Below are 25,961 nucleotides of genomic sequence, written 5' to 3' on the forward strand. Positions count from 1 at the left end.
GCCGCCTCATGCCGGCAGTCTAGGCTCGGCCCCCCGGTCACGGCGCCTCGGCCGGGCAGCGCTGCCGCAGCCGGGCCAGCACCGCAGCGCCGGCCGCGTGCAGGGCCTCGAGCTGGGCCGGGGTGAGGGCGTCCACGAAGAGGTCGCGCACCCGGGCGGCGTGGGCCTGGGTGGCGGCGCGGACGGTTGCCAGGCCGGCATCGGTGAGCCGGACGGTGGCGGCGCGGCCGTCCTCCGGGCACTCGTCCCGGACGACCAGGCCGCGCTGCTCCATCCGGCGGATCTGGTGCGCGAGCCGGCTCTTCTCCCAGTGGAGTTCCGCGCGCAGGTGGCGGGCCCGCGCGGCGTGCCGCGGCGCCTCGGCGAGCGCGGAGAGCACCTGGAAGTCGGGTTCGGAGATGCCCGCGTCCTGCTGGAGATGCTGGTTCAATGCCAGTGCGAGCTGGTCGTGCATGCGGTGGAAGGCGCGCCAGACCTCGTACTCGCGCTCGCCGGGCCGGTCGGCCGATTCCCCCATCCGACCAGCGTAATTCGACCAGGGCGACCCCGGCTCGCGCAGAGGAACCGGCTGGGAGCCGGCATGACCGGTATCACAGGCGCGTCGGCAGCGCGTGGCCCTACGCTGGTTGACGCATCAACCTCCGGGAGACATCGTGTCAGCCAACCCCCACCACCGCCTCGAGTTCGGCTCGCGCGTCACGCCGGTGACCGCGTCGCCCGATACCGCGGTGGAGTTCGCGAGACGCAGCGAAGCGCTCGGATACGACCTGGTCACCGTCGCGGACGCCCCGGACCGGCCGGACCACCTGGACACCTGGACGCTGCTCTCCTGGGTCGCCGGCCGGACAGAGCGGATCCACCTCGCCGCCCACGTGCTCACCACCCCGTTGGCGTACCCCACGGTGCTCGCCCACTCCGCCGCCAGCCTCGACCTGCTGTCCGGCGGCCGGTTGGCGCTGGCCCTCGGCCCCGGCGACCCGGTGGCGGTCGAGGCGATGGGCGGGCCGCGACTCGCCGCGACCGGGGCGGTCGACGCGCTCGGCGAGGCGGTCGACGTCGTCCGGGCCGTCCTCGACGCCGGCGAGCCGGCGCCGGTGCACTACGCCGGCCACCACCACCGCCTCGACGGTGCGCCGCGGGGGCCGCTGCCGGCCCACCCGATCCCGGTCTGGCTCGGCGGCGCCGCTCCCCGGCTGCTGCGGCTGGTCGCCGCGAAGGCCGACGGATGGCTCGCCACGCTCGGCCCGGACGGGCCGGACGGCCTCCGGAAGGGCAACCGGATCATCGACGAGGCGGCCCGGAAGGCGGGCCGGGACCCGGGGGAGATCCGGCGGCTGGTGACCGTCTCCGGCCGCTTCGCCGAGACCCGCCAGGGGTTCCTGGACGGCCCCGCCACCGGCTGGGTCGACGACCTGTTGCCGCTGATCGTGGACGAGGGCGTCCGCACCCTCATCCTCGCCGTCGACGACACCGAGACGCTGGAACGGTTCGCGCGGGAGGTGGTCCCGCCGCTGCGCGAGGCCGCCGAACGGCTGCTGCCGGCGCCGCCGCGCGGACCGCGACGCGGCGCGGCGGCCCGCGCCAGGCGGCGTCCGGGCATCGGGTACGACGACGTGCCCGACTCGCTGGCGGACACGGCGGTGGAGCCCGGCGACCTGGAGTACGCCCGGATCAGGTCGAACTACCTGCGGGGCGGCGCGCCCGGCCTGGTCCTGCGGCCGCGCGACCCGGCCGAGGTCGCCGAGGCGCTCGCCTTCGCCCGCCGGCACCGGGACGTGCCACTGGGCATCCGCAGCGGCGGCCACGGGATCCGTGGCCGGTCGACCAACGACGGCGGCATCGTGATCGACGTGGGGCGGCTCAACGGGATCGAGGTGCTGGACAAGGAGAACCGGCTGGTCCGGCTCGGCCCGGGAGCGCGCTGGATGGACGTCGCTGCGGCTCTCGACCCCTACGGCTGGGCACTCAGCTCCGGCGACTACGGCGGGGTGGCGGTCGGCGGCCTGGCCACGGCGGGTGGCGTCGGATGGCTGGCCCGCAAGCACGGACTGACCATCGACCACCTGCGGGCGGTCGAACTGGTGCTCGCCGACGGCACGCAGGTCCGGGCCAGCGAGACGGAGAACCCGGACCTGTTCTGGGCGGTGCGCGGTGCGGGTGCGGCGTTCGGCGTGGCCACCGCGTTCGAGTTCGAGGTCGACGAGGTCGGACCGGTCGGCTGGGCGCAGTTCGTCCTCGACGCCAGCGACCCGGCCGGTCTCCTGACCCGCTGGGGCGCCGCGGTCGAGGCCGCCCCGCGCGACCTGACGAGCGCGCTCATCATGGGGCCGGGCCGGCCGGTGGCGCAGGTGATGGCCGTGGTCGACTCGGACGACCCGGCGACGATCGTCAGCCAACTGCAACCGATCGCCGACGTGGCGCCCGGCTACGACCAGCAGGTGGTCATCACGCCGTACGCCTCGGTGATGGCCAACGCGACCGAGGGGCCTCACCACGGGCAGGGCGAGCCGATCAGCCGGTCCCTCCTCCTGGAGCACATCACGCCGGAGTTCGCCGCCGCCGCCGCCCGCCTGCTGGCCAGCGGCGTCGTCTACTTCTTCCACATCCGGTCGATCGGCGGCGCGGTCAACGACGTGGCCCCGGACGCGATGGCATGGCACCACCGGGAGGCCAACTTCCACGTGACGGCGATGGGACGGCACCGGGGACGGTTGGACATGCTGTGGGACGGCCTCATGGCCGGACACCAGCGCGGCACCTACCTGAACTTCGACACCGACCAGCGCCCGGAGCGTCTCACCGAGGCCTTCCCGCCCGCCACGCTGGCCCGGCTGCGCCGGCTGAAGGCGCAGTACGACCCGGAGAACCTCTTCGACGACAACCTTTCCATCGCACCCGACACCGCATCGAGGACGACGTCATGACCGACTACGGGCACGACCTGATGTTCGGCACCTTCACCACGCCCACCGTCCAGCCCGTCCGCCACGCCGTCGACCTGGCCGTGCTGGCCGATAGCGTCGGGCTGGACCTGGTCACGTTCCAGGACCACCCGTACCAGCCGCGGTTCCACGACACCTGGACCCTGCTGAGCTACGTGGCGGCGCGTACCGAGCGGGTCCACCTCAGCGCCAACGTGCTGAACCTGCCGCTGCGGCAGCCCGCGGTGATCGCCCGTAGCGCGGCGAGCCTGGACCTGCTGAGCGGCGGCCGGTTCGAGCTGGGCATCGGCGCGGGCGCCTTCTGGGAGGCCATCGAGGCGATGGGCGGGCGGCGGCTCACCCCGAAGCAGTCCATCACCGCGCTCGACGAGGCCATCCGCGTGATCCGGGAGGTGTGGGCGGCGGACAAGCCGGGTGGGGTCCGCGTCGACGGCGAGTTCTACAAGGTCAACGGTGCGAAGCGGGGCCCGGCGCCGGCTCATCCCGTCGGCGTCTGGATCGGCGCCTACAAGCCGCGGATCCTGCGGCTGACCGGCCGGGTCGCCGACGGCTGGCTGCCCACCCTCCAGTACCTGCCCGGCGGGCCCGCCGACCTGACCACCATGAACGAGCAGATCGACGCGGGCGCGGCCGCGGCCGGCCGGGACCCGGCCCGGGTCCGGCGCCTGCTCAACGTCGGCGGCCGGTTCACGCCGACCGGCCGGGCGCTGCTCGACGGCCCGCCGGAGCAGTGGGCGGAGGACCTCGCCGGCCTGACCCTGGAGTACGGGGTGAGCGGCTTCATCCTGGCGACCGACGACCCCACCATGATCGAGACCTTCGCCAACGAGGTCGCCCCGGCCACGCGGGAACTCGTCGCCCAGGAGCGCGCCGGCGCGTGACCCGCGCCCGGGTTCACTCCACCGCGGCCAACCGGCGGCGCAGGTGCGCCCGCTCCGGCTCCGTGCCGGCCAGGTCGAGCGCCCGGCGGTAGGCGCGCGCGGCCTCTGTCCGGCGGCCGAGCCGATGCAGCAGCTCCGCCCGGGCGGCCGCGTACGGGTGGTACTCGCGCAGCCGCGGCTCACCCTCCAGCGCGTCGAGGAGCGCGAGGCCGGCCACCGGGCCGTCCCGCATGGCGACCGCCACGGCCCGGTTGAGGGCCACGACCGGCGAGGACGTCAGCGCGAGGAGCACGTCGTAGAGCGCCACCACCTGCGGCCAGTCGGTGGACGCCTCGTCGGCGGCCTCGTCGTGCAGCGCGGCGATCGCGGCCTGTACCCCGTACGGGCCGGGCGGACCGCCGGTCAGCGCCGTGACCACGAGGGCCTGCCCCTCGGCGATCATCGCCCGGTCCCAGCGCGTGCGGTCCTGCGCGTCGAGGAGCACCAGCTCACCCTCGGGGTCGGTGCGCGCGTCCCGCCGGGCGTGCACGAGGAGCATCAGTGCGAGCAGACCGGCCACCTCCCGCTCGGCGGGGAGCAGCCGCCGCAGGATGCGGGCCAGCCGGATGGCCTCCTCGGCGAGGTCGAGCCGCTGGAGGTGGGGGCCCGAGCTGGCGGCGTACCCCTCGGTGAAGATCGAGTACACGGCCTGGAGCACGCCGGGCAGCCGGGCGGGTAGCTCCTCCGGGCCGGGCACCCGGAACGGGATCCGGGCCTCGCGGATCTTCTTCTTGGCGCGGACCAGCCGCTGGGCCATCGTCGCCATCGGCACGAGGTAGGCGCGGGCCACCTCGGGCGTGGTCAGGCCGGCGAGGTAGCGCAGGGTCAGCGCGCCGCGGTCGGCCGCCGGCAACGCCGGGTGGGCGCAGGTGAAGAAGAGGCGCAACCGCTCGTCGGGGAGGCCGCCGTCGGTCTCCGCCGGTGCGCCGTCGCCGGCCCGTTCCGCCTCCGCGGCGAGGACGGCCAGCCGGGCGGCGTACGCCTGGTCTCGGCGGAGGCGGTCCACGGCCCGGCGCCGGGCCGTGGTGAGCAGCCAGGCGCCGGGCCGTGCCGGTACCCCGTCGACGGGCCAGTGCACCAGGGCCGCCTCGATCGCCTCGGACGCCACGTCCTCGGCGAGGTCGAGGTCGCCGAAGCGGTGCACCAGGGCGGCGAGCAGCCGGCCCTGCTCCTCGCGGAACACCGCCTCCACGGAGGCGCGGGTGCCGGCCGCTCGCTCGTCCATCCCGGTCCCTCTCAGAACTCGGCGACCGGCCGCACCTCGACGGCGCCGTTGCCGCGTGACCCCGGGCAGCGGGCCGCCCAGTCCAGGGCGACGTCGAGGTCCGGCACGTCGATGACGTAGTAGCCGCCGAGCACCTCGCGGCTCTCCGCGAACGGGCCGTCGGTGACGGTCCGTTCTCCGCCGACGCCCACCCGGACGGTGGTGGCGGTGGTCAGGTCGGCCAGCGAGTGGCTGGAGACGACCACGCCGGCCTCCGTGACCTCCTTGTCGAAGGCCATCCAGTCCTCGACGGTGCACGGGTCCGGCGCGTCCGCGGAACCGCTGTAGATGAGCAGCATGTACTTCATGTCCGACTCCTGTCGTCTCCTCTGGCTGCCGTACGACCTCACGACGAACGGGACCGGCGCCGATCGACACGCGCCGCGAAAATTCTCTCCCGCCGCCCTGTCGACGAGGGGATCGGCGCCGGCCCGCTCACTCGGAGTCATCTGACCGAGCGTCACCTCTCGCCGGACCCGCCCCGTCCCCCTCTCGACGCTTTGCTCTGCACCCGCATGTGCACCAGCAGGCTGAGCTGCTTAAACGCGATGTGGATGCCGGCTCGCTCCCGACCCGACCGTGACGCGCCGTGTCCGGTGCAGATCGGGGTGCAGAGCAAAGGACCCCACAGGGTGGGTCGGTCGCGGACGACTCGGTGGCGGAGCGTGACGGCAGGTGGTCGGCCGTCACCTGCGACTCCGGCCGTGGCCGCCTACCGGTCCAGCAGCTCCCGCAGCGCGGCGACGACCTCGGCCGGCGCCTCCTCGGCCATGAAGTGGCCGCAGGAGACGGTGCGGTGCGTCAGATCCGGCGCCCACGCCCGCCACAGCGCCGCGGCGTCATAGCCGAGCGCGGCACCCCAGTCCTGCTGGAGCACGGTCACCGGCATCCGCAGCCGTCGCCCGGCGGCCCGGTCGGCACGATCGTGCGCGACGTCGATGCCGGCCGTGGCGCGGTAGTCGGCCACGATCGACGGGACCGCCGCCCGCGACGCCGCCAGGTACGCGGCCCGCACGTCCGCCGGGATCGCCTCCGGGGCGCGCGTCCAGACGTCGAGGAAGTGCCCGAAGAAGGCGTCCGCGCTCGCGCTGATCAGCTGCTCGGGCAGGCCGGGCGGCTGTGCCATGAGGTAGAGGTGGAAACCGACCGCCGCCGTGGTGCCGTGCAGGACGTCCCACATGTCGAGGGTGGGCAGCACGTCGAGGGCGGCGAGGTGGGTGACCGCCTCCGGGTGGTCGAGTCCGGCGCGGACGGCGACGAGAGCGCCGCGGTCGTGCCCGGCCAGGGCGAACCGCTCGTGCCCCAGCGCCCGGGCGAGCGCCACGACGTCGGCGGCCATGGTCCGCTTGGCGTACCGCTCGCCGTCGGTGTCGGCGGGCTTGTCGCTGTCGCCGTAACCTCGCAGGTCGGGACAGATCACGGTGTGGTCCGCGGCGAGGTCGGCCGCGACATGCCGCCACATGAGGTGGGTCTGCGGGAAGCCGTGCAGCAGCACGACGGGACTGCCGGAACCGCCCACGGCGGCCTGGAGCGTCACGCCCTCGGCGACCGGGACGCGCTGGTAGTCGAAACCCTCGATCCGGAGATCCATGGGAGATCCTTTCTGGCGGAAGGCCCGGACCCGCGGGCGTGAGTGCCCCGGCCCGGCGTGCCCGTCGAGCCTCCGCCCCCGCGATCAGCACCGGATCAGCAGCGGATGAGTGCTGGCCGGGGCGTGCCCATCGCGCCCGGCTGCCTAGATTGGGGCCATGACCAGCGAGCCGACCCCCGCCTCCGCGGTGGCGTTCGGCGTGCTGGGGCCGGTGCAGGCCCGCACCTCGGGCGGCCCGGTGGCGCTCCGGGGCGCTCGTCACCGCGCCGTGCTGGCCCGTCTACTGGTCGGCAGAGGGCGCGTGGTGCCGGTCGACCGGCTGGTCGAGGCCCTGTGGGAGGAGCCGCCGGAGGGCGCGGTGGGCGCGATCCGTACCTTCGTCGCCGACCTGCGCCGGGCGCTGGAACCCGACCGGCCGCCCCGCCGACCGGCCCGGCTGCTGGTCACCTCCCCGCCCGGGTACGCGCTGCACGCCGAGCCGGACGCGGTCGACGCCTGGCGGTTCGAGACGGCGGTCGGCGAGGCGGGCGAGCTGCTCGCCGGCGGTGCGCCGGGAACTGCCCTGTCCCGGCTCGACGCCGCGCTCGCCCTCTGGCGCGGCCCGGCCTACGCCGAGTACGCCGACCGGCCCTGGGCACGCGCGGAGATCGACCGGTTGGACGAGCTACGGCTGCTGGCCGTGGAGCGGCGGGCCGAGGCGTTGCTGGCGCTGGGCCGGCCCGCCGAGGCGGCGTCCGACCTGCGGGCGCACGTCGCCGACCAGCCGCTGCGCGAGGACGCCTGGCGGCTGCTCGCCCTGGCCCTCTACCGCGCGGGCCGGCAGGGCGACGCGTTGGCCGCGCTGCGGCGGGCACGGGAGACGCTGGTGGCCGAACTCGGCGTCGACCCCGGCCCCCGGTTGCGGCAGCTGGAGGCCGACATCCTCGGCCAGGCGCCGCACCTGACCACTCCGCCGGCCCCCGCGCCGCAGGCGCCCGCCCCGCTGACCGCCGCCGTGCGACGCCCGTTCGTGGGCCGGGACGGGGAGCTGGCCCGCCTCCAGGAGCTGGCCGAGCGGGTGGCCCGAGGGGGCGTGCCGGCCGTGGCGCTGCTCAGCGGGGAGGCGGGCGCCGGAAAGTCAGCGCTGGCCGAGGCGCTGACCGACCATCTCGCGGAGGCCGGCTGGACGACGGCGTGGGGGCGCAGCCCCGAGTACGAGGGCGCCCCGGTGGCCTGGCCGTGGCGGCAGGTGGCCGAGCGGTTGGCCGCGGTCGCCGGGACCGGCCCGGCAGGAGCCGGGGCGGAGGTGCCGGAGGCCGCCGCGGGTGACCCGGCCGTGGCCCGGTTCCGCCTGCACCGTGCCGCCGTGGCGCAGGTCTCCGCTGCGGCGGCCCGGGCGCCGGTGGTGCTGGTCCTCGACGACCTGCACCGTGCCGACCAGGGCACCCTGGACCTGGTCACCGCGCTGCTCGCCGAGCCCGATCCGGTCACCGGCCCGGTGCTGGTCGTCGGGGCGTACCGGGCCACCGAGATCGGGCCGGACCTCACCGCGGCGCTGGCCCGACTCGCCCGGCTGGAGCCGCTGCGGGTCTACCTGGGCGGGCTGCCCGAGCCGGCCACCGGTGACCTCGCCCGCCTCGTCGCCGGACGGGACCTGGCCGAGACCGCGGTCCGGTCGATCCACCGGCGCAGCGGCGGAAACCCGTTCTTCGTACGCGAACTGGCCCGGCTGCTGGCGGCCGAGGGCGACGCGGCGCTGGAGCAGGTGCCGGCCGGCGTACGCGACGTCATCCGGCACCGGCTGGCGCGGCTGCCGGAGGCCACGCAGGACGTGCTGCGCCGGGCCGCGGTGCTCGGCCGCGAGATCGACCCGGAGGTGCTGGCGCGCCTCGTCGAGGAGCCGGGCGACGTCGCGCTGCTCGACGCGCTGGACCCGGCGCTGGCCGCCGGTTTCCTCACCGAGCGGGAGGCGGCCGACGGCCTGCGGTTCACCCACATCCTGGTGCGCGACACCATCTACGGGGACCTGTCCGCGCCCCGCCGGGCCCGCTGGCACGCCGCCGCCGGTGCCGCGATCGAGGCGCTGCACCCGGACGACGTCGTGGCGCTCGCCCACCACTTCGGTCGGGCGGGCACCCGGGCGGGGGCGGCCCGCGCCGCCCGCTACGCCCGCGCCGCCGCCGAGCAGGCCGAACGCCGTGCCCACCCGCACCAGGCGGCCCGCCTGTGGCAGGAGGCGGTGGACGCCCACGACCGGGCCGGCGACGGCGACGTACGGGGACGGCTCGCCGCGGTGATGGGGCTGGGTCGCGCGCTCGCGGTGACCGGGCACCTGGACCGGACTCGTGCCTGCCGGTCGGAGGCGATCGGCGTGGCGGAGCGGCTGGACGACCCGGAGTTGACCGCCGACGTGCTCACCGCGTTCGACGTGCCGGCGGTATGGACCCGCAACGACGACGAGGCGCTCTCCGCCCGGATCGTCCGGGCCGCCGAGCGCGCCCTGACCGGGGTCGGCGCAGAGGACGTGGAGCGGCGCAGCCGCCTGCTGAGCAGCCTGGCACTGGAGCTGCGCGGCACCACCACCGACCGGGGCCACCGCGCGGCGGTCGAGGCGGAGACACTGGCCCGGCCACGGCGGCAGCCGGCACTGCTGGCGTACGCGCTCAACGCCCGGTTCATGCACACCTTCGCGCGGACCGGCCTGGCTCCCGAGCGGGCCCGTATCGGCGCGGAACTGGTCGACCTGGCCGCCCGGCACGACCTGGTGACGTTCGAGGTGCTCGGCCACCTCATCCTCGTGCAGGCGCACTGCGCGTCGGGGGACCTCGCCGCCGCGGATTCGGCAGCGACGGCCGCCGACCGCCTCGCCGCGCGGCACGACCTTCCTCTGGTGGGTGTCTTCACCGCCTGGTACGCCGCCCTGCGGCTCGCTCTCGCCGGTCGCCGGGCCGAGGCGGAGGTGGCGTACCGGCGGGCGCGGGAACGCCTGCCACGCGGCGGGATGCCCGGCATGGAGGAGGGCCTGCTGCCGCTGGCCCTGCTGTCGTTGCGCCTGGCCGAGGCGCCCCCGGACGCGGCCGTCGCCGTGGCCGACGCGACGGACTGGGGGCCGTACGAACCGTGGGTCCGGCCGGTGGCCCTGGCCTGCGCCGGCCGGCGCGACGAGGCCGTGGCCGCCCTGCGTGCCCTGCCCGAGTCACCGCACGACCTGCTCCGGGAGGCCCGCCTCTGCCTCATGGCCCGGACCGCGCTGGTCACCGGGGACGAGCTCACCGCAGGGTACGCGTACGCCGAGCTGCTGCCCGCCGCCGACGAGCTGGCGGGGGCGGGCAGCGGCGTGCTCAGCCTCGGGCCGGTGGCCGGCTACCTGGCCGCGCTCGCCAGCCGGCTGGGCCGCGAGGGGGAAGCCGCCACCCACGCCGCCCGGGCACGGGCGGTGCAGGCCCGCACCCGCGCGGCAGCCTGACCCGCCCGACCCCGACGATCACGCAGTTGTGGTGCCGGGTTCGGGGCGTTCCACGCCCTTCGCCCCCACCACAACCGCATGATCGACACGAGGGGCCGGGTCAGGACCTGCGGAGCCAGAAGGTGAGCCCCAGGGAGTCGTCGGTGAACGGCTCCGCGTCGTCCCAGGACGGCTCGCCCTCGGCGCAGTCGGTCGCCAGCACCTCCTCGGCCACCAGGTCGCGGTGCTCGCGCAGCGCCAGCCCGGTCTCCTCCCGGTCGGTGCGGTACCGCAGCTCGATCCGGTCGGTCACCTCCAGGCCGCTGGCCTTGCGTGCCTCCTGGATCTGTCGGATCGCGTCGCGGGCCACGCCCGCGCGGCGCAGCTCCGGGGTGAGGTGCAGATCCAGCGCCAGGGTGGCGCCGGCGTCACTGGCCACCGCCCAGCCCTCGCGCGGCGTCTCGGTGACCACGACCTCGTCCGGGCCGACCGTCACCGTCTCGTCGCCCACCTGGACGGTCGCCGAGCCGGTGTCCCGCAGCGAGTCCTTCAGGGCGGCCGCGTCGGCCGCGGCGATGGCGGCCGCGACCTGCTGCACCGCCTTGCCGAACCGCCGACCGAGGGTGCGGAAGTTGGCCTTCGCCGTGGTGTCCACGAGCGACCCGCCCGCCCCGCCGACCGGGTCGACCGACCCGACGTTCAGTTCGGCGGCGATCTCGGCCAGCAGCTCCGGGGTGAGCTCGTCGAAGCCGGCCGCCGAGGCCAGCGCGCGGGACAGCGGCTGACGGACCTTCATCCCCGAGTCGGCCCGGGCCGCCCGGCCCAGCTCGACCAGCCGGCGGGCGAGCGCCATCTGCCGGGACAGCGCCGAATCGATCAGCGACTCGTCGGCGACCGGGTACGGCGCCAGGTGCACCGACTGCGGCGCCTCCGGGTCGACCGGCACGACCATGTCCTGCCAGACCCGCTCGGTGACGAACGGGGTGAGCGGCGCGAGCAGCAGCGTGACCGTGGACAGGGCCTCGTGCAGGGTGGCGAGCGCGGACGCGTCACCCCGCCAGAAGCGCCGCCGGCTGCGCCGCACGTACCAGTTGGACATGTCGTCGATGAACGCGGCGAGCAGCCGGCCGGCCTGGTGCGTGTCGAACGCGGCCATCGCGGCGTCGACCTGCTTGACCAGCGTGTTCAGCTCGGAGAGCAGCCACCGGTCGAGCACCGGCCGGTCGGTCGGCGCCGGGTCCGCGGCCGACGGGGTCCACCCCGCGGTACGGCCGTACAGCGACTGGAAGGCGACCGTGTTCCAGTAGGTCAGCAGGGTCTTGCGGACGACCTCCTGGAGCGCGGTGTGCCCGACCCGCCGGGCCGACCAGGGCGAACCGACGGCGGCCATGAACCAGCGCACCGCGTCCGCGCCGTGCTGTTCCAGCAGCGGGATCGGCTCCAGGATGTTGCCCAGGTGCTTGGACATCTTCCGGCCGTCCTCGGCGAGGATGTGGCCGAGGCAGACCACGGTCTCGTACGGGGAACGGTCGAAGACCAGCGTGCCCACCGCCATCAGCGTGTAGAACCAGCCGCGCGTCTGGTCGATGGCCTCGGAGATGAACTGCGCCGGGTAGCGCTGCTCGAACAGCTCCTTGTTCCGGTACGGGTAGCCGAACTGCGCGAACGGCATGGAGCCCGAGTCGTACCAGGCGTCGATGACCTCGGGCACCCGGCGGGCGGTCTCGCCGCAGTGGCAGGCGAAGGTGACCTCGTCGATGAACGGCCGGTGCGGGTCGAGGCCGGTCACGTCGGTGCCGGTCAGCTCGCTCAGCTCGGTGAGGGAGCCCACGCAGGTGAGGTGGTCGTTCGGGCACCGCCAGATGGGCAGCGGCGTGCCCCAGTAGCGTCGCCGGGACAGCGCCCAGTCGACGTTGTTGTTGAGCCAGTCGCCGTACCGGCCGTGCTTGACCGTGCCGGGGTGCCAGGTGGTGCGCTCGTTCTCGCGTAGCAGCGCGTCGCGGACGGCGGTGGTCCGGACGTACCAGGACGGCTGGGCGTAGTAGATCAGCGCGGTGTGGCAGCGCCAGCAGTGCGGGTAGGTGTGCTCGTAGGGGACGTTCTTGAACAGCAGGCCGCGCAGCTGGAGGTCCTCGATGAGGGGCCGGTCGGCCTCCTTGAAGAACCGTCCGCCGACCAGCGGGATCTCCGGGGAGAACCGGCCGTTCGACTGCACCGGGTTGACCATCGGCAGGCCGTACGCCCGGGCGGTGGCGAGGTCGTCCGCGCCGAACGCCGGGGCCTGGTGGACGAGGCCGGTGCCGCTGTCGGTTGTCACGTAGGACGCGAGCACCACGAAGTGCGCGTCGGGCACCTCGACCAGGTCGAACGGCGGCCGGTAGGTCCACCGCTCCAGCTCCTTGCCCTTGAACGACTCGCCGGTGAGCTCCCAGCCGTCGCCCAGCGCGTACGCCAGCAGCGGCTCGGCGACGACGAGCTGCTCGTTGCCGTCGCTGGCGACCACGTACCGCACGTCGGGGTGTACGGCCACGGCGACGTTCGAGGGCAGGGTCCACGGGGTGGTCGTCCAGACCAGCAGCGCGGCCCGGTCCGCCAGCGGCCCGGAGGTCAGCGGGAACCGGACGAAGACGGACGGGTCGACGACCGTCTCGTACCCCTGGGCCAGCTCGTGGTCCGACAGGCCGGTCTCGTCCCGGGGGCACCACGGAGCGACCCGGAAGTCCTCGACGAGCAGGCCCTTGTCGAAGATCTGCTTCAGCGACCACCAGACGGACTCGATGTACTCCGGGTCCATGGTCCGGTAGGCGTCGTCCATGTCGACCCAGTAGCCCATGCGCTCGGTCAGCTCGGCGAACGCGTCGGTGTGCCGGGTCACGGACTCGCGGCACCGGGCGTTGAACTCGGCGATGCCGAACTTCTCGATGTCCTGCTTGCCCGAGAAGCCGAGCTCCCGCTCGACGGCGAGCTCGACGGGCAGGCCGTGGCAGTCCCAGCCGGCCTTCCGGGCGACGTGGAAGCCCTTCATCGTCTTGTAGCGCGGGAAGACGTCCTTGAAGACGCGCGCCTCGATGTGGTGGGCGCCGGGCATGCCGTTGGCGGTCGGCGGCCCCTCGTAGAAGACCCACTCCGGCCGGCCCGCGGACTGCTCCAGGCTGCGCTTGAAGATGCTGTTGGCGTGCCAGAAGTGCAGGACCTGGTGATCGAGGTCGGGCAGATCGACCTGGGTCGGTACGCTGCGGTACATCGCTCCTCCGTCGGCGCGTGTGCTGAAGCTCCGCCGGAGGGACGAGGCCGTGGGGCCCCGCGGTACCACCCTCCTTGGCCGGTGTCCGGCCCTCTCGTTTGGTTTCGGTCGGTTCTACTCGGCCTGGCGGCCTTTCTTCCGACGGCTCCGGGGTGATCTTCCCGCCGCGCACACCTCCGGGCTCCCACCATCCCCGGATCGCTGCTGGCTGCGTGCGACGGTACTCGTCCCCATCTGCGCCTTCCGCGCCCATCCTATCCCAGGCGGGGGTGGGGCCACGACGCCGATACGGCGGGCCGCGGACCGGCGGTCCGCGGCCCGCCGGCGCTCAGCCGTTCGGGTTGCGCACCGGGGCGAACATGTCGTGGATCCAGTTCGGGTACGCGGGCGCCTGCCGGCTCACCGCGTCCAGCTCGGCGAGGTCCTGCTCGGTGAGGGCCAGCTCGCTCGCGGCGATGTTGTCGGTGAGCTGGTCGAGCGTCCGGGCGCCCACGATGACGCTCGTGACGGCCGGCCGGGTGAGCAACCACGCGATCGCGACCTGCGGGATGCTCACCCCGTGGCGGCCGGCGACGTCGCGTACCACGTCGAGCACCTTGTGCCCGTGCTCGCGGTCGACCGGCGGGAAGTCCTGCCCACCGTCCGCGGTGCGGCGGGACGTCCCGGAGGACTCCCCGTCCCGGTTGATCTTCCCGGTGAGGAAGCCGCCGGCCAGCGGGCTCCAGACCGTGAGCGCGACGTTCTCGGCCTGGGCCATGGGCACCAGGTCGCGCTCGACGTCCCGGCCGACCAGCGAGTAGTACGCCTGCACCGACACTAAGCCGGCCAGGTTGCGCAGCGCGGACACGCCGAGGGCCTTGGTGACCTGCCAGGCGGCGAGATTCGCGCAGCCGACGTAGCGGATCTTGCCCTGCCGGACGGCGTCGTCGAGCGCGGAGAGGACCTCCTCGAACGGGGTCACCGGGTCGAAGTTGTGCAGCTGGTAGAGGTCGATGTGATCGGTGCCCAGCCGGCGCAGGCTCGCGTCGAGCGCGCGGAGCAGGTGCAGCCGCGACCAGCCGACGTGGTTGGGGCCGGGGCCCGTCGGCGCGTAGCCCTTCGTGGCGAGCACCACGTCGTCGCGACGGTGGCGGAGCGCGTGGCCGAGCAGCTCCTCGCTCTCGCCGTCGCTGTAGACGTCCGCCGTGTCGACGAAGTTGATCCCGGCGTCCAGCGCCGTGCCGACCATCCGGTCGGCGTCCTCCCGCCCGAGGGCGCCGAGCGTGGAGTAGACGGGGTGGTTCGCCCCGCCGAACGTCATCGTGCCGAGCGAGAGCTCGGAGACCCAGACACCGGTGGGGCCGAGGAGTCGGTACTTCAAGGTGACAGCTCCCTGCGTGGTACGCGGCCGGGCCGCGCTCGTCGTCGTGTCGGACAGTACGTCGGACACAGTGTCCGGCAAAGCGTACCGAGGGCCCCGGCGGGGTGCCTAGGATCTGGCTATGCCTTCCATCACCCGCCGACGCTCCGGCGGTGCCGACCGCCGGCTCACGGTCGAGGCGCGGATCCTCGCCACCACCGAGCGCCTGCTGGCGGAGGGGGAGAGCTTCACCGAGCTGGGCGTGCAGCGCATCGCCCGCGAGGCGGGCGTGGCCCGGTCGACCTTCTACACCCACTTCGCCGACAAGACCCAGCTGCTCATGCGGCTGGCCGACTCGCTGACCCGGGCCTCCTACGAGGTCGCCGGGGCCTGGAGTCCCGCGGAGGACGAGGCCGGGCTGGCGGCCCTCACCGAGACGTTCCGCCGCATCCTCACGGTCTACCGGCGGCACGCCGCCGTGCTCGCCGCGATCAACGAGGTGTCGGCCTACGAGCCCGCGGTGCGCCGGTTCTGGAACGACCGGGTCGACCGGTTCATCGCCAACACCCACCGGCTCCTGAGCGCCGAGCAGCGGGCGGGCCGCACCCCGCCGGGCGTCGACCCGCTCATCGCCGGCCGGCTGGTCGTGATCGGGGGCGAACGGTTCCTGGCGGACCACGTCGCCCGGGACGACGGCAGCGGTGACGAGACCGCCGCCCGGGAGCTCGCCGCGACCTGGTGGTACGGCGTCTACCGGCGACCCGGTGAGGAGGCGTCGGCGGTCGATCCGCGCGCGTGACCTCTCGGGTCGGGGGAGAACGCCCTGCGGTACTCCCGGGGGCTCACCCCGACGACCTGCCGGAAGCACTCCCGGAACGCGGTCGCGGACGTGAAGCCGACCAGCGCGCCGATGCGCTCGACCGGGGTGGTCGTCCGCTCCAGCAGCTGTTGGGCGCGACGGACCCGCTGCCGGTTGAGCCACTGCACCGGCGTGGTGCCGGTCTGCCGTTGGAAGTGCCGGCTGAGCGACCGGGTGCTCATCGCGGCCCGAGCGGCGATGTCGGCGAGGGTCAGGGGCGTGGCCAGGTTCGCGACCAGCCAGTCGAGCAGCGGCTGCAACGAGTGCCCCTCCGGCAGGGGTGGTTCGTGGGCGACGAACTGGGCCTGCCCGCCGGCGCGCTCCAGCGGCATCACGCACCGCCGGGCGGTCTCGGCCGCCACCGCCGCGCCGTGGTCCCGGCGGACGAGGTGCAGGCACAGGTCGAGACCCGCGGCGGCACCGGCCGAGGTGAGCACCCGCCCCTCGTCGACGTAGAGCACGTCCGGGTCCACCTCGACCGCCGGGTGGCGGCGGGCCAGCTCGGCGGCCGCCGCCCAGTGCGTGGTGGCCCGGCGGCCGTCGAGCACGCCGGCCGCGGCGAGGACGAAGGCCCCGGTGCAGATCGACACCAAGGTGCCCCCGGCCGCGCGGAGCGCCGCGACGACGGCCTCCGGCACCGGCTCGCCGAGGTCGGCGGCGCCTGGGACGACGAGCAGGTCCGCCTCCGCCGCCCAACCCAGGTCGTGTGTCGCGCCGATGGTCACCAGGCCGGCGCGGACCTGGTCGGTCGGGGCGCAGACCCGCACCTCGTACGCGGGGCGGTCGTCGGCGAGCCGCGCCCGGCCGAAGACCTCGATCGGCACGGACAGGTCGAAGGGGACCACGCCGTCGAAGGCGAGAACGGCGACACGCTGCATCCGTCCATCCTGGCGCGATCCCGTCGATCACCGTCCGCCCGGCCACTGCCCGGCGGCGCCCGTCACCCGTAGCTTCGGCGCGTGACTCTTCTCGTACCGCTGCTCATCGGTGTCCTGTACGTCCTGCTGAACTCGCTCATCCCCGAACCGCACCGCCGCCGGTTCAACGCGGTGATGGTGGGCGGGGCCGGGGCGGCGTACCTCAGCGGCGGCGGCCTCGGCGTCGTCGAGGTCGCGTTCACCGGGGTGCTGACGTACGTCGCCTGGCGGGGCCTGGAGTCGTGGACGTTCATCGGCGTCGGGTGGCTGCTGCACACCGCCTGGGACGTCGTGCATCACCTCAAGGGCAACCCGATCCTGCCGTTCGCGCCCGGCTCCTCGTTCGGCTGCGCGATCTGCGACCCGGTCATCGCGGTCTGGTGTCTCACCGGCGGTCGCTCGGTGACCGCGGGGCTGCGTGCCCGCCTGGCGCGGGCCCGGTCGGCGCGGGTCTCGTGAGCCGGGCCGGCCGTCACCGCTGAGTCGCGGCGCGCCCCTGGGTCGCGGCCGGGCCGGCGGTCGAGGCCGGACCCGCCCAGCGGCCGGACCCGATTAGCGGTCGCGGCCGGGCCAGCGGTCGCGGCCGGAGGGCCGCCTCAGCGGTCGGGGCCGGCGGCCGGGCCCGTGCGCAGGTAGGTGAGGACGGCCAGCACCCGGCGGTTGGTGTCGTCGCTGGGCAACAGGCCGAGCTTCGTCAGGATGTTGCCGATGTGCTTGCCGATCGCCGCCTCGGTGACGTGCAGGGCCGTGGCTATCGACGCGTTCGACCGGCCCTCCGCGATGAGCGCGAGCACCTCCCGCTCCCGGCCGGAGAGCGCGGCGAGGGGATCGCGGGGGCGGTGCAGCAGCCGCCGTACGACGTCGGGATCGACCACCGTGCCGCCCGCGGCGACGGCGCGCAGGTGTTCGACGAACTCGGTCACCTCGGCGACCCGGTCCTTGAGCAGGTAGCCGACGCGGCGGCCGTCCCCGCTGTCGAGCAGCGCGGCGGCGTACTCGGTCTGCACGTGCTGGCTGAGGACCACGACCGCCAGCTCCGGCCGCTCGGCCCGCAACGCGACCGCCGCCCGCAGGCCGTCGTCGCGCCGGCCCGGCGGCATCCGGATGTCCGTGACCACCAGGTCCGGTCGGTGCGCCCGAGCCGCCGCCAGCAGCTCCGGCGCCGAACCGACGGCGGCGAGTACCGCGAAGCCGAACCGCTCCAGCAGGCCGACCAGGCCGGCACGCAGGAGGACCTCGTCCTCGGCGAGGACGACCCGGGTCAGCGGCGGCACGGAAGCTCCACGCGAACGAGGGTAGGGCCGCCGGGCGGGCTGGCGAGCAGTAGCCGCCCGCCGGCCGCCCCGACCCGGTCGGCCAGCCCGGTCAGCCCGGTGCCCCGGGCCGGCTCGGCGCCACCCCGACCGTCGTCGGAGACCTCCACGACGAGCCGGTCACCGGTCTGCGTGAGTCGTACCTCCGCCCGGGTCGCCGCGGCGTGCCGGGCGACGTTGTTGAGCGCCTCGGAGACCACGTAGTACGCGGTGGTCTCGACCGCCTCGGCCGGCGGACGGTCGAGGCCGACGTGCACCTCGACCGGGATGGTCGCCTCGTCGGCCAGTTCGCGGACGGCCCCGGCGAGGCCGAGATCCGTGAGGCTGGACGGGCGGATGCCGTGCACGATCTGCCGGAGCATCACCATCAGCCCCTTGGCCTGGTCGTGCGCCACCGCCAACGGCCGGGCGGCGGGGGAGTCCTCGGGCACGTCCAGTCGGGCCAGGCCCAGTTGCAGGGTGAGGCTGGTCAGCCGGGGCTGCGCGGCGTCGTGCAGGTCCCGCTCGATGCGGCGGCGCTCGGCCTCGTAGGCGTCGACCAGGCGGGCCCGGGACCGGGTCACCTCGCGTAGTGCGGTGGTGTCGCCCGGCGCGCCGAGCAGCCGGCGCGCCGCCGCCCCCTGGGCCGCCGCGAGCAGGCCGAGCCCGTACCAGAGCACGGGAAGGAGCAGGACCCCCACGATCGCGTACGGGAGGGCCTCACCCGGGGTGTCCACCGTGTTCCAGACCACGATGACCTGGTCGGCGTCGCCGGCCAGCCAGGGGCTGGCGACCAGCATGAGGTCGATCAGGACGAGCAGCAGGTACAGCCAGTACGCGAGCGGCACGACGCTGCCCAGCAACGCGGCGTACGCCACCTCCCGCCAGGCGGCGGCACTGGTGTAGCGGGCGGCGAGGCCCGGCCAGGGTCGGGCGGGCAGTGGGCGCGGGTCGATGATGCCGAGCCGCCACCGCTCCACCACGGCGACGCCCGCGCTGACGAGGGGCGCGAGAGCCACCACGGTCAGGGCGCCGACGGCCAGGAAGAGGGCGAGGGGTAGCGAGACGGGACGGTCGTGTTCGCGCACGGCGTCGACGGCCGCCAGTAGGGGCGCCCCGACCAGCAGCATCCCGATGGCGGGCACGCCGGCGACGGGGACGGTGGTCACCAGGTAGGCAAGGGCCCGCCACGGCCACCAGGAGAACAGGTAGCGGCGGCGGCGCAGGGCGCTGACCAGGTGCGGAGGCTCGGCCGATGTCATGGCGTCGACGCTATCGACGCTCTCCGTGGCCGGCCCAGCCGTCTGGGGCGACTTCGGGGGTAGACCCAGCCATACCCGCGGCGGCCGGGCGCGGGGAAAGCCGGACGTGCTGGTGACGTCCGAAACTCTTCGGTCCTCCGGCCACGCGCGGTCCTCGTGCGGGGCCGCGGGCGGCGGCGTCCACCGGCAGGGTGGGCGCCGCCGCCCTCCTTCGCGACCGGCCCGTGCGGCTCCGCGGCGGGCCCCGACGGTGCCGTCGACGGGCGGTCGCCGGGAGTCACGCCTGCGGCGTCGCCTCGGCGGTCTCCTCGGCCTCGGACACCTCGGCCGGCTCGTCGTCCTTCTTCCCGTCGGCCGCCTCGACCGATGCCGCCGGCGCGGGCTCGGTCCAGGAGAACTCGATCTCGACCGACACCTCGGTCTCGCTCTCGCGCTCGATCTCCAGCTCGCAGCGCACCTGGTCCGCGACGGCGACCGAGCCCGCGGCGCCGTAGAAGATCCGGCCGTCGGACTCCAGCTGGTTCGCCACCTGGCGCAGCCAGGCGGCCAGGTCGGCGCGAGACACGGTACGGGCGTCCTCGTAGATATCCATGCGGCAATGCTCGCATCCACAGAGGACAGTCGGAGTACGGGCCGGGCACCGGGCCGGTCCGGCCGGGGTGGTAATGGGGTTCCGGTCGGACCGCTCGCCGGTCAGGCGGGCGGTGCCGGAACCGCCCTCTCCGCGGCGCGGCTCACGTCCTCCCAGGCGGCCCAGGTGTCCATGCGCCGCTTGGAGATGTCGAACGCCACGTCGTAGACCATGCTGCCCAGCAGGAGGCGCAGCGGCGGATCGTCGCTGTCCACCAGGGTCATCAGCGCCTCCGCGGCGAGTCGCGGTTCGCTGTCGACCGAGCCCTCCGCCCACTGCTGCGCCAGCTCGGCGCGCAGCTCGTCGTAGGCCGGGTTCGGCGTCGTCGCCGTGCTGCTGGTGTAGAGATCCGTCCAGTAGCCGCCCGGCTGGACGATGGTGAGCCTGACGCCGAAGCGGGCGGCCTCCGCGGCCAGCGCCTCGCTCATGCCCTCCAGCGCGAACTTGCTCGCGCTGTAGAGACCCGTGCTGGGGAAGCCGCCCAGCGCGCCGATGCTGGAGATCTGGATGACGTGCCCGGCGCCCCGGGCGCGCAGGTGCGGCAGGACGGCCTGGCTGACCCAGAGCGGGCCGAAGAAGTTGACGTCCATCTGGGCGCGGGCCTCGGCCTCGGTGAACTCCTCGACCATGCCGGCGTAGAGCGCCCCGGCGTTGTTCACGACGATGTCGAGCCGGCCGAAGTGCGCGACCGCCCGGTCGACGGCGTCGAAGACCGCCGCCCGGTCGGTGACGTCGAGGGACAGGGTCAGCAGGCGTTCGGGGTGCCGCGCGCGGAGGGAGTCGAGCGGGGAGACGTCACGGGCCGCCCCGACCACGCGGTCACCGGCGGCGAGCGCGGCCTCGGTGAAGGCGCGGCCGAGGCCACGGCTGGCGCCGGTGACGAACCAGATCCGGGAGGCGGCGGTGGCTGAGGTGTTCATGACGATCCCTTCCCAAGCGAGACGGACCGTCTCGTCTTGTTGTTGCTCCGGACTCTACCGCGTGCCGAGCGATTGTCAAGACGGACCGTCTCGTCTCATCTCCTGCTAGATTTGCCGCATGCCCCCGCAGAAGGCCGCCCCCGACTCCAGCCGGCGCAGCGAGACCGCCCGCCGCGCCATCCTCAAGGCCGCGCTCGACCTGGTCGGTGAGCTGGGATACGCCAAGCTCAGCATCGAGGGCATCGCGGCCGCCGCCGGCGTCGGCAAGCAGACTATCTACCGGTGGTGGCCGTCCAAGGGCTCGCTGCTGTTCGACGCGTTCCTCACGCTCGCCACGGACGGGCAGGACCCGCAGGCCAGCGGCGGGCTACCGGACACCGGTGACCTGGCCGCCGACCTGAAGCTGGTCCTGCGGGCCACCGTCGCCGAACTCAACGACCCCCGCTACGACCAGCCCATGCGGGCGCTGCACACCGAGATCGTCCACGATCCCGCCCTGGCCGCCGAGTACGCGAGGCGGTTGGACGAACCCATGCGGGAGCTGAAGAAGGACCGCCTGCGCGCCGCCCAACGCGCCGGGCAGCTGGCCGAGGACGTGGACCTCGACGTGGCCGTCGACATGGTGTTCGGGCCGCTGCTCAACCGGTGGCTCCAGCGCACCGGACCGCTGACCCCCGAGTACGCCGACCAGGTCGTCGACACGGCGCTGCGCGGCCTGCGGCCCCGCCGGTCGTAGGGTCGCCGACCGGTTCTCCGAGCGGTGCGGCGGCGGGTTCCTCGACCCGAGGGCCTGCCGCCGCACCGCGCGCCCGTGCCCGCGCGCCGGCCCTCGCCTCGTGTGGCCGGGCCGGAGGCGATTTCGATGCGACGGCGATCACTCTCCGTGTTGTCGACCGGCATTTCGGAAGGCGCCACGGCCACGGCGGCAGGCGTGGGCCGGAAGGGGTCCGCACCACCGTGGCACCGCCCGCAAACCCACTCTCCTTCCCCACCCGCGGGTCCGGCGACACCGGTCATTAGCCGGTAGTCCACCCACACGCCGACCCGCGGACACCGGTTCGACGAAGGTGAGGCGTGTCTCCCGAAAACCGGCCGGACGGCGTACCGCCCGACCGTGGCGCCGCTCCCCACCGCGCTACTGTCAGTAGCTGCTGATCAAGGTATGACCGGTGAGAGGAACAGGGCCTATGAGCACGTCCATTGTCGTCGGGGGAAGTAACGGGCTGGGACGGGTGATCGCCCAGCATTTCGCGGACCGCGGTGACACGGTGGTCGTCACCAGCCGGGACAAGGCGCGCGCCGAGGCCGTGGCCGCCGAGATCGGTGGCGCCACCCGAGGTCTGGGCGTCGACCTCTCCCAGCCGGAGACCATCGCCTCGGCGTTCGGCGACGTCACGGAGGTCGACCACCTGGTCATCACCGCCACCAGCCAGGTGCCGAACAGTCTGGGCGAGTTCGACCTCGACGCGGCGGTCACCGCGCTGACCATCAAGCTGGTCGGCTACGCCGAGACGGTACGGGTCCTGCGCGACCGCTTCCGCCCGGGCGCCTCGGTGGTGCTCTTCGGCGGGGTGGCGAAGGACCGCCCGTACCCCGGATCCACCATGGTCACGACCCACAACGCGGGTCTCACCGGCCTGGCGAAGACCCTGGCCGTCGAGATCGCCCCGCACCGGGTGAACGTCGTGCACCCCGGCATCGTGGGCGACAGCCCGAAGTGGCGTGACATGTCCGACCACCCGCACCTCGCCCGGACCCCGATCGGCCGGCTGGTGACGATGGCGGAGATCGTCGACGCGACCGACTTCCTCCTGCGCAACACTGGTGTCAACGCGCAGGAGCTGTTCATCGAGGGCGGGATCCTGGCCCGCTGATCCACCATCGGGGACCGCGACGAGGTGATACCCGCGCCGCGCGCCGGCCCAGCGAGCCGCACCCGGCGACCGGTACGTGTCGGGCGGGCGGGTGATTCGCCCGCCCGACACGGCCGACCGGCAGTCGTCCCGGCGGGTACGTCATCTGGTCAGGGCCGGTAGACCGGGTAGACCCCGCGTTCGTGAGCGACGGGACGGAGAGGTTACGCCGCATCCACCGGGGCATCCCGAACGTCTCGACGCTCGCCCGCCCGGTACTGGTGCTCGGCGTGGACGCCCCCGGCTCGGGCAACGCGGCGCACCACGACATGGCCGTCACCCGAGAGTACTGGGAGAATTTCCCCGCGTCGGTGCGCGCACCTGCCGTGCCCGGTGGTGGAGACGCTTACGCCGATCCGCCAGAAGCACACCGTCGAGGGCCTGGTGACGGGTGCCGAGTGATCCGAGGCTTCCCCGCCGCGTCGGGCTAGCCGTCGGTCGGCGGGGGTGGGGCCTCCGCCGACCGGGCCTGCCGCTCGGCCAGGTCGGCGAACTCGCGCACCAGCGGTGACCGGTTGTTCTCGGCCCAGGCCAGACAGACCTGATTGGGCCGGAGGTCGTCGACGAGCACGTGGACGACGTCGGGCCGGGTGTAGAACGTCGCGGTCGACAGGGGCAGGATCACCACCCCGCCGTACGCGGCGACGTGCTCCAGCTTCTCCTCGACCGAGGTGAGCACGGGACGAGGGCGGGAGTCGGAGTCGGCCGGCCGGTACGGCAGGTCGCGCCACTCCGGCACCGCCTGCGGGTCCTGGAGCAGACGCTCATCCCCCAGCTCGGCGAGGTCGACCGACGCCCTGCCGGCCAGGCGGTGGTCACCCGGCAGGACCACGACGCGCGGTTCGCTGAACAGTGGGAGCAGGCGCAGGCTCCGCTGGTCGACGGGCAGCCGTACGTAGCTGACGTCGGCGCGCCCGTCGCGTACCACCTCGACCTGGTCGTTCCAGGAGGTGCGGACGACGCCGACGGACAGGTCCGGGTGCCGCTCGGCGAGAGCGCGGGCCTCGGCGGTGACGATGATGCCGGGCATGAAGGCGATGGTGAACGTCGCCCTGCCGTGCGCGGCCCGCCGGACCCGCCGACGCAGCGCCTCGGCCGAGTCGAGCAGCGGGTGGGCGTCGGCCAGCAGTTGGCGGCCGGCGTCGGTCAGGACGGTGGAGCGGCGGTCCCGGACGAAGAGTTCGGCCTGGAGTTCGTGCTCCAGGGCCCGGATCTGGCGGGACAGGACCGGCTGGGCGATGTGCAGGCGCGCGGCGGCCCGGCCGAAGTGCAGCTCCTCGGCGACCGCCACGAAGTAGCGGAGCTTGCGCAGATCGACGTCCATCCGGCCCCTCGTTCCGGCGTACGGCGCCCCCTCGCGGTATCCGCGGCGGCGCCTGCATCGAACGATACCCGGCGGGCATCACAGGAGGTGGAAGAGGTCTTGGACGCCGCCTCCGCGGCCGGCGCAGGGTGGAACCGTCACTACGACACCTTCCCATCGCACCCCGAAGGACAAGATCATGGCCCTCACCGACCAACGCGTCGTGGTACTCGGCGGAACCTCCGGGATCGGTCTCGCCACCGCCACCCTGGCTGCCCGCGAGGGCGCCCAGGTCGTGGTCGCCTCCAGCAACCGGCGCAGCGTGGATCGCGCCCTGTCGACCCTGCCGGCAGGCGCCACCGGGCACGTCGCCAACCTCACCGACACCGGGGACGTGTCCCGGCTGTTTGAGGATCTCGGCCCGTTCGACCATCTGATCTACACGGCTGGTGAGCCGCTGGCGCTGATGTCCGTCGACGCCCTCGACCTCGCCACCGCCCGCGCCGCGTTCGAACTGCGCTACTTCGGCTCCCTGTCGGCCGTCAACGCGGCCGTGCCGTACCTGCGCCCGGGTGGGTCGATCACCCTCACCACCGGCACCGCCAACCACCGCCCGAGCGCGGGCTGGTCGGTGGCGGCCAGCATCACCGGCGCGATCGACGCGCTGGTCCGCGCGCTCGCCGTCGAGCTGGCCCCGCTCCGGGTCAACGCCGTGTCCGCCGGCGTCATCCGTTCGCCCCTGTGGGACTCGTTGCCCGAGGAGACCCGCGAGCAGATGTACGCCCAGCTCGGCGCAGCGCTGCCGCTCGGCCGGGTGGGCGAGCCGGAGGAGGTCGCCGAGGCGTTCGTTTACCTGCTGCGCTCGACGTACGCCACCGGCACGGTGGTGACCGTCGACGGCGGCACGCTGATCGCCTGAGCACCGGCGGGGGACCGACCCGGTCCCCGGGGTCCACGCGGGCCGGCCGCGGGTGAGCATGCGCGGGAGCTACTTCCGCCCGATCCAATCGCGGCGTGGATAGGAGAGGCTGGTTTCGATGCCTGCTATCGGTATGCGAGCGGGTCAGGTTCACCCCCGTCCCGCCGACGCTGGCCCTGCGTTCGCGTCGTGACCTGAGCCAGCGCTCGAAGCCCGCGGAGGGGTGGCCGGCGAGGCCCGCTCCGCCGGCCGACGGCTCCCGAGCCGGCGGAGCGGGCGGCACACCATGATCTTGGATGATGTGCGTGGTGTGTGCTCTCCAGCGGGTGCCAACCCGGGTCAACCGGTGCCTACGCGGGTCACCGCGTCGACCGCCGGTCGCAAACCGGGGTTCGTGTGCGCTCGGTGTGGTTCTGGGCTGGGAGAACCGGGGTCCGGGTGATGTGGGTGAACGTGGGCCACTCCCTGCCACCTCCGGTGAACCCCAGGTCGCTAGACTGGGCGCTCGCGCCCTCGTAGCTCAGGGGATAGAGCAACGGTTTCCTAAGACGACGCTCTATCTGTACCCATTGGCTGATGACGTGCGCTTTCCTATTGGTCTTCACATTAATGGGGTCGCACGCGCCCCTTGCTGTGCTCGCTTGCCGAAGATCGCCTAACAGGCGTAAGCCCTGCTCAGGCCCTGCCCCGGTCGGTTCGACGCGTCATTGCCGAGATCTTGCGAAGTTGCCGCGCCGCGTCAGTCTACGGTGCTGCAATTGCTCAGGCCAGCAGCGTGGCGAGCTTGGCCGCGCGTGCCGGGTGGTGATGACCGACCCAGGCGACTCGTTCGATGAGGTATTGAGCGAAGTCGGGGTGGCCGGTCCGGTTCTGCGCGGCCAGGCCGTTGCGGGCGGCGTTGTGCAGGATGGTACGAAGCTGGTCGTATTCGTCGCGGGGTGTGGCGGGGTGTTGGTTGACGACGAGTCCGGCGAGGAGTTGCCGTTCGGCCCGACCACGGACGCGGGTCTTACCCGGATGGACCCGAAAGCCCTCGTCTCGGGCGACCATGCCAGTCAGCCCACCAAGCTAGGCGCAGCCTGCTTGGCTTCGTAGGCCCGGGCATGCGGGTTCTCCCGCACCGGCCAGTCTGTGGCGCGCGGCAGTCGGAAGCTTGTTGAGCCGCAGTCACGGTCGGCCGGTGGGAAGGGCGGGCGCCAGGCCCGGCTACGTCGTTTGCTG

At 74.0% G+C, this 25,961-nt stretch carries 21 protein-coding genes; 8 read left to right on the top strand and 13 right to left on the bottom strand.

Annotation, left to right across the window (positions count from 1 at the left end; genetic code table 11):
- Positions 1-37: 37 nt before the first annotated feature.
- Complete coding sequence (locus SM573_RS15465) at positions 38-517, bottom strand: MarR family winged helix-turn-helix transcriptional regulator (RefSeq protein ID WP_474612865.1); 480 nt, start codon at positions 515-517, stop codon at positions 38-40.
- A 187-nt stretch (positions 518-704) separates the two neighbouring features.
- Here SM573_RS15465 and SM573_RS15470 point away from each other — a divergent pair, with 187 nt between their 5' ends.
- Positions 705-2,924 carry an LLM class flavin-dependent oxidoreductase gene (locus SM573_RS15470; RefSeq protein ID WP_474612910.1) on the top strand — a complete coding sequence of 740 codons (2,220 nt, stop codon included), beginning with the start codon at positions 705-707 and terminating at the stop codon, positions 2,922-2,924.
- Positions 2,921-3,823 (top strand): LLM class flavin-dependent oxidoreductase, encoded by a 903-nt coding sequence (locus tag SM573_RS15475; RefSeq protein ID WP_474612866.1) that lies wholly within the window; start codon positions 2,921-2,923, stop codon positions 3,821-3,823. Before SM573_RS15470 ends, SM573_RS15475 begins: the two co-directional genes overlap by 4 nt.
- 13 nt (positions 3,824-3,836) lie before the next feature.
- Here the strand turns inward: SM573_RS15475 and SM573_RS15480 are convergent, their stop codons facing one another.
- From SM573_RS15480 to SM573_RS15490, 3 genes are all read right to left on the bottom strand, one after another.
- A complete protein-coding gene (locus SM573_RS15480; RefSeq protein ID WP_474612867.1) occupies positions 3,837-5,087 on the bottom strand; it encodes an RNA polymerase sigma factor in 1,251 nt (416 codons plus the stop codon).
- Positions 5,088-5,098: 11 nt separating this feature from the next.
- Positions 5,099-5,434: a YciI family protein gene (locus tag SM573_RS15485; RefSeq protein WP_474612868.1), complete on the bottom strand. Its 336-nt coding sequence runs from the start codon at positions 5,432-5,434 to the stop codon at positions 5,099-5,101.
- A gap of 404 nt (positions 5,435-5,838) precedes the next feature.
- Positions 5,839-6,717, bottom strand: coding sequence for an alpha/beta fold hydrolase (locus SM573_RS15490; protein WP_474612869.1), 879 nt, complete (start codon positions 6,715-6,717; stop codon positions 5,839-5,841).
- Positions 6,718-6,874: 157 nt separating this feature from the next.
- Here SM573_RS15490 and SM573_RS15495 point away from each other — a divergent pair, with 157 nt between their 5' ends.
- Positions 6,875-10,162: a BTAD domain-containing putative transcriptional regulator gene (locus SM573_RS15495; RefSeq protein ID WP_474616343.1), complete on the top strand. Its 3,288-nt coding sequence runs from the start codon at positions 6,875-6,877 to the stop codon at positions 10,160-10,162.
- A gap of 100 nt (positions 10,163-10,262) precedes the next feature.
- Here SM573_RS15495 and ileS read toward each other — a convergent pair whose 3' ends face one another.
- Together ileS and SM573_RS15505 are read right to left on the bottom strand one after the other, a co-directional pair.
- Positions 10,263-13,385: an isoleucine--tRNA ligase gene (gene ileS / locus SM573_RS15500; protein WP_474616344.1), complete on the bottom strand. Its 3,123-nt coding sequence runs from the start codon at positions 13,383-13,385 to the stop codon at positions 10,263-10,265.
- A 328-nt stretch (positions 13,386-13,713) separates the two neighbouring features.
- On the bottom strand, positions 13,714-14,745 hold the full coding sequence (locus tag SM573_RS15505; RefSeq protein WP_474616345.1) for an aldo/keto reductase: 1,032 nt from the start codon (positions 14,743-14,745) through the stop codon (positions 13,714-13,716).
- A gap of 121 nt (positions 14,746-14,866) precedes the next feature.
- Here SM573_RS15505 and SM573_RS15510 point away from each other — a divergent pair, with 121 nt between their 5' ends.
- Positions 14,867-15,523, top strand: a complete 657-nt coding sequence (locus tag SM573_RS15510) for a TetR/AcrR family transcriptional regulator (protein WP_474616346.1) — start codon at positions 14,867-14,869, stop codon at positions 15,521-15,523.
- On the opposite strand, the gene SM573_RS15515 is transcribed toward SM573_RS15510, so the two are convergent.
- The gene (locus tag SM573_RS15515) at positions 15,475-16,461 is read right to left on the bottom strand and encodes a GlxA family transcriptional regulator (protein WP_474616347.1); all 987 of its coding nucleotides are present in this window, start codon (positions 16,459-16,461) and stop codon (positions 15,475-15,477) included. The two genes, SM573_RS15510 and SM573_RS15515, sit on opposite strands and share 49 nt — an antisense overlap.
- Before the next feature lie 81 nt (positions 16,462-16,542).
- Between SM573_RS15515 and SM573_RS15520 the strand changes: the two genes are divergently transcribed.
- The gene (locus SM573_RS15520) at positions 16,543-16,959 is read left to right on the top strand and encodes a DUF6010 family protein (RefSeq protein WP_474616348.1); all 417 of its coding nucleotides are present in this window, start codon (positions 16,543-16,545) and stop codon (positions 16,957-16,959) included.
- Positions 16,960-17,096: 137 nt separating this feature from the next.
- On the opposite strand, the gene SM573_RS15525 is transcribed toward SM573_RS15520, so the two are convergent.
- From SM573_RS15525 to SM573_RS15540, 4 genes are all read right to left on the bottom strand, one after another.
- Positions 17,097-17,774: a response regulator transcription factor gene (locus SM573_RS15525; protein ID WP_474616349.1), complete on the bottom strand. Its 678-nt coding sequence runs from the start codon at positions 17,772-17,774 to the stop codon at positions 17,097-17,099.
- The gene (locus SM573_RS15530; RefSeq protein WP_474616350.1) at positions 17,762-19,054 is read right to left on the bottom strand and encodes a sensor histidine kinase; all 1,293 of its coding nucleotides are present in this window, start codon (positions 19,052-19,054) and stop codon (positions 17,762-17,764) included. Before SM573_RS15530 ends, SM573_RS15525 begins: the two co-directional genes overlap by 13 nt.
- Before the next feature lie 277 nt (positions 19,055-19,331).
- Positions 19,332-19,646: an amphi-Trp domain-containing protein gene (locus SM573_RS15535; protein ID WP_474616351.1), complete on the bottom strand. Its 315-nt coding sequence runs from the start codon at positions 19,644-19,646 to the stop codon at positions 19,332-19,334.
- Between the two features lie 101 nt (positions 19,647-19,747).
- On the bottom strand, positions 19,748-20,605 hold the full coding sequence (locus SM573_RS15540) for an SDR family oxidoreductase (protein WP_474616352.1): 858 nt from the start codon (positions 20,603-20,605) through the stop codon (positions 19,748-19,750).
- A gap of 118 nt (positions 20,606-20,723) precedes the next feature.
- Between SM573_RS15540 and SM573_RS15545 the strand changes: the two genes are divergently transcribed.
- Entirely contained in the window at positions 20,724-21,341 is a 618-nt protein-coding gene (locus tag SM573_RS15545; protein WP_474612880.1) for a TetR/AcrR family transcriptional regulator, read from the top strand.
- Between the two features lie 451 nt (positions 21,342-21,792).
- A complete protein-coding gene (locus tag SM573_RS15550; RefSeq protein WP_474616353.1) occupies positions 21,793-22,479 on the top strand; it encodes an SDR family NAD(P)-dependent oxidoreductase in 687 nt (228 codons plus the stop codon).
- Between the two features lie 466 nt (positions 22,480-22,945).
- Here SM573_RS15550 and SM573_RS15555 read toward each other — a convergent pair whose 3' ends face one another.
- Positions 22,946-23,842 (bottom strand): LysR family transcriptional regulator, encoded by an 897-nt coding sequence (locus SM573_RS15555; RefSeq protein ID WP_474616354.1) that lies wholly within the window; start codon positions 23,840-23,842, stop codon positions 22,946-22,948.
- A gap of 178 nt (positions 23,843-24,020) precedes the next feature.
- On the opposite strand from SM573_RS15555, the gene SM573_RS15560 reads away from it, so the two are divergent.
- Complete coding sequence (locus SM573_RS15560) at positions 24,021-24,740, top strand: SDR family oxidoreductase (protein ID WP_474612883.1); 720 nt, start codon at positions 24,021-24,023, stop codon at positions 24,738-24,740.
- A gap of 762 nt (positions 24,741-25,502) precedes the next feature.
- Here the strand turns inward: SM573_RS15560 and SM573_RS15565 are convergent.
- Positions 25,503-25,790, bottom strand: coding sequence for an RNA-dependent RNA polymerase family protein (locus SM573_RS15565; protein ID WP_393343194.1), 288 nt, complete (start codon positions 25,788-25,790; stop codon positions 25,503-25,505).
- Positions 25,791-25,961 lie beyond the last annotated feature (171 nt).

It is taken from the genome of Micromonospora xinjiangensis, assembly GCF_056150165.1.

Coding starts and splice junctions, on each gene's coding strand:
- SM573_RS15550 (WP_474616353.1), top strand. CDS start 21,793: ATGAGCACGTCCATTGTCGTCGGGGGAAGTAACGGGCTGGGACGGGTG.
- SM573_RS15540 (WP_474616352.1), bottom strand. CDS start 20,605: ATGAACACCTCAGCCACCGCCGCCTCCCGGATCTGGTTCGTCACCGGC.
- SM573_RS15530 (WP_474616350.1), bottom strand. CDS start 19,054: ATGACATCGGCCGAGCCTCCGCACCTGGTCAGCGCCCTGCGCCGCCGC.
- SM573_RS15545 (WP_474612880.1), top strand. CDS start 20,724: ATGCCCCCGCAGAAGGCCGCCCCCGACTCCAGCCGGCGCAGCGAGACC.
- SM573_RS15560 (WP_474612883.1), top strand. CDS start 24,021: ATGGCCCTCACCGACCAACGCGTCGTGGTACTCGGCGGAACCTCCGGG.
- SM573_RS15515 (WP_474616347.1), bottom strand. CDS start 16,461: ATGCAGCGTGTCGCCGTTCTCGCCTTCGACGGCGTGGTCCCCTTCGAC.
- SM573_RS15465 (WP_474612865.1), bottom strand. CDS start 517: ATGGGGGAATCGGCCGACCGGCCCGGCGAGCGCGAGTACGAGGTCTGG.
- SM573_RS15510 (WP_474616346.1), top strand. CDS start 14,867: ATGCCTTCCATCACCCGCCGACGCTCCGGCGGTGCCGACCGCCGGCTC.
- ileS (WP_474616344.1), bottom strand. CDS start 13,385: ATGTACCGCAGCGTACCGACCCAGGTCGATCTGCCCGACCTCGATCAC.
- SM573_RS15485 (WP_474612868.1), bottom strand. CDS start 5,434: ATGAAGTACATGCTGCTCATCTACAGCGGTTCCGCGGACGCGCCGGAC.
- SM573_RS15475 (WP_474612866.1), top strand. CDS start 2,921: ATGACCGACTACGGGCACGACCTGATGTTCGGCACCTTCACCACGCCC.
- SM573_RS15565 (WP_393343194.1), bottom strand. CDS start 25,790: ATGGTCGCCCGAGACGAGGGCTTTCGGGTCCATCCGGGTAAGACCCGC.
- SM573_RS15490 (WP_474612869.1), bottom strand. CDS start 6,717: ATGGATCTCCGGATCGAGGGTTTCGACTACCAGCGCGTCCCGGTCGCC.
- SM573_RS15495 (WP_474616343.1), top strand. CDS start 6,875: ATGACCAGCGAGCCGACCCCCGCCTCCGCGGTGGCGTTCGGCGTGCTG.
- SM573_RS15480 (WP_474612867.1), bottom strand. CDS start 5,087: ATGGACGAGCGAGCGGCCGGCACCCGCGCCTCCGTGGAGGCGGTGTTC.
- SM573_RS15535 (WP_474616351.1), bottom strand. CDS start 19,646: ATGGATATCTACGAGGACGCCCGTACCGTGTCTCGCGCCGACCTGGCC.
- SM573_RS15555 (WP_474616354.1), bottom strand. CDS start 23,842: ATGGACGTCGATCTGCGCAAGCTCCGCTACTTCGTGGCGGTCGCCGAG.